Origin of the sequence: Niallia sp. (assembly GCF_031978665.1) — a bacterium.
GTDB lineage: Bacteria > Bacillota > Bacilli > Bacillales > Cytobacillaceae > Niallia.
Genome location: NZ_DALZDK010000015.1, coordinates 109,850 through 112,669, shown reverse-complemented (window position 1 = coordinate 112,669; position 2,820 = coordinate 109,850). Strand labels below are relative to the sequence as shown.

Annotated in this window: 3 protein-coding genes; all 3 read right to left on the bottom strand. The window is 35.2% G+C overall.

The features are described 5' to 3' along the window. Positions 1–160: 160 nt before the first annotated feature. Positions 161–976 (bottom strand): adenosylmethionine decarboxylase, encoded by an 816-nt coding sequence (gene speD, locus RTL21_RS10385; RefSeq protein WP_312095807.1) that lies wholly within the window; start codon positions 974–976, stop codon positions 161–163. Positions 977–1,109: 133 nt separating this feature from the next. Then, on the bottom strand, positions 1,110–2,039 hold the full coding sequence (glsA, locus tag RTL21_RS10380; protein ID WP_312095811.1) for a glutaminase A: 930 nt from the start codon (positions 2,037–2,039) through the stop codon (positions 1,110–1,112). A 112-nt stretch (positions 2,040–2,151) separates the two neighbouring features. Continuing rightward, on the bottom strand, positions 2,152–2,820 hold a 669-nt coding region (locus RTL21_RS10375), incomplete at its 5' end, for a putative bifunctional diguanylate cyclase/phosphodiesterase (RefSeq protein ID WP_312095806.1).

Below are 2,820 nucleotides of genomic sequence, written 5' to 3'. Positions count from 1 at the left end.
AGCGCGAGCCCCACGGAAAGCGAAGTGTATTCAGGCTGCGAATCATAACTGAAACAGCTTTTTTACAAGCTATTTAAAAAGCCAAACAATCATACGAATTTCGTGTAATTGTTTGGCTTTAACTTGGGCTGGAATACTTATGTCCCAGCCTTGCAATCAACTATTTTATATTTTTCCCATAAAAAACTTCATTCATTTCATCTGTTAGTTTTTCCGTTATAAAGATGCGATCTGAAGCAGTTAACTCGTCTTCTTTATAACCAAATAAATAATTATTTAAATGAAATTGTTTCAGTTTACATTTAGTATGAAAAATATTTTCCTGATAAATATTCGCATCAATCATATCAAACTCAGATTTTACATCATCTGGAATATAGTTTTGTATCGAGTTAATGTCATGATCGATAAAGAGCTTATGACCATGAATATCACGAGTAAATCCTCTAACTCGATAATCCAAAATCATAATATCTGTATCAAAAGAATAGATTAAATAATTTAATGCCTTTAAAGGAGAGATTTCTCCACACGTAGAGACGTCAATATCGGCACGAAAGGTACTGATTCCTTCGTCTGGATGATACTCCGGATATGTATGAACCGTTATATGGCTCTTGTCAAGATGCATGACCACAGATCCAGGAAATCCTGGGAGTGGCCCTGGAGATTCCTCAAATACTTCTTTAGGTGCTTCAGAAACTGGCCCCTCTGAAACGAGCAATGTAACGCTTGCTCCTTGTGGTTCATAATCTTGTTTGGCTACATTTAAGACATGAGCACCAATGATATCCGAAACGTTCTTTAAGATTTTCGTTAGACGCTCTGCATTATATTGTTCATCAATATATTGCAAATATGCCTCGCGTTCCTTTTTCGTACGTGTGTAGCATATATCATACATATTAAAGCTTAATGATTTCGTTAAATTATTAAATCCATGTAATTCTATTCGCTGCTGAGGTGTTAAACTCATGTTTATCCCCCTTTTTTCTAACATGTAAGTAATGTTATGTTACCCGAACAAGGTATGGATTAACCAAAAAATCACCAATCTCTCGCATACCTAATGATAGAAGGAATTCGAAAGATTAGTGATGGGCTATCTGTTAAAACATACTTAATTCATATTTATTTGCGAGGATTTCTAATAGCTTTAATCCTGCGACGCTATTGCCCTTGTCGTCTAACGAAGGTCCGGAGATTCCTATACCAAAGCGATTTGGTACTGCTCCTAGTATCCCACCAGATACACCACTTTTCGCCGGAATTCCAACTCGAACGGCAAATTCTCCAGATGCATTATACATTCCACATGTCACCATAAATGTTTTGCAAATGCGTGCGACATGTGCTGGCATTAATTGTTTATTTGTAATTGGTTCCTTGCCATTTAAAGCAAAGACAATGCCGATTCGTGCTAAGTCTAAGCAATTCACTTCAATGGAGCATTGCTTTGTATATAAGTCCAACAATTCCTCGACATCTTCATTAATAATGCCATGTTGTTTCATAAAGTAGCAGAGCGCTCTATTTAAATGGGATGTTTCAAATTCGGATTTAGCCACTTCTGATGAATAACTAATTTGCTCATTTCCAGATAGCGTTTTTACAAATTCCATGATTTTTTGAAGCCGTTCTTCCACTGAATTCCCCTTAATCATATGGGTAACAGCAAGAGCACCTGCGTTTATCATTGGGTTTAATGGTTTAGATGGATTACTCATTTCAAGTTTAACAATCGAATTGAATGGGTCACCCGTTGGCTCGTATCCTACCTTACTGAAAACATATTCTTCGCCTGATTCAATCAGCGCTAAAGCTAATGTTATTACTTTGGAGATACTTTGTAGAGTTATTTTTTCATGAATGCAACCAGCAGAATAACAAGTACCATCTGGATGATAGATGGCAACAGATAAATCACCTGGATTTGCTTTACTGAGGGCTGGGATATAATCGGCAACTTTCCCTTTGCTTGTATACTGTTTTGCGTCCAAAAGAATGCTTTCTAATTCTTCATTTGATTGACAAGGCATTTTTTCACCAACTTTATAAAAGATTTTTTGCTTTTCCATAACGGCTTTTACGTTGTACTACTATCCTTTAAGTATACCGCTAGAAATTCACATATAGTTATTTTTGCTATTTCTAAAGATATAATTTCTCTAATTCATCTGGCGGCAATGGTTTGCTATAATAATAGCCTTGGACAATTTCGCATTCATGCTTTTTTAGAAAATCAACTTGATCTTTTGTTTCCACTCCCTCAGCGATTACGATAAAATTCATATTATGTCCCATATCGATAATTACTTTTGCTAATGATCCTTTATGATTTGGATGACTAATATCATCGATAAAGCTTTTATCAATTTTAATTGTATTAATTGGAAGAGATTTTAAATAGCTTAGGGAGCAATATCCTTTTCCAAAATCATCAATGGATATTTGAAAGCCGAGTTTTTTTATAGCATTTAATTCGACTGTTGCTTTTTCAATATTCTGCATCATACTTTCTGTTATTTCCAACTCAATTTTCGCTGTATTTATATGTAGTCTGTGGACCTCCTGTTGTAGAAAAAGAAGGAAGTCACTGTATTGAAATTGGCGTGCAGAAATATTGATTGCAAGCTTTATATCTTTTTTACCGGCTGCTTCCCATTTTTTCTTTTGCATAAATGCATTTGTCAATACCCATTCCCCAACAGATAGCATTAAATTTGTTTCTTCTGCAATCGGAATAAACTCGTATGGAGAAATAACACCTAATTCAGGATGATTCCACCTAATTAAAGCTTCAGCACCGATAATTTTGTT

Excerpts from the sequence above, each read along its gene's own strand:
- glsA (WP_312095811.1), bottom strand. The coding sequence starts at position 2,039 with ATGCCTTGTCAATCAAATGAAGAATTAGAAAGCATTCTTTTGGACGCA.
- speD (WP_312095807.1), bottom strand. The coding sequence starts at position 976 with ATGAGTTTAACACCTCAGCAGCGAATAGAATTACATGGATTTAATAAT.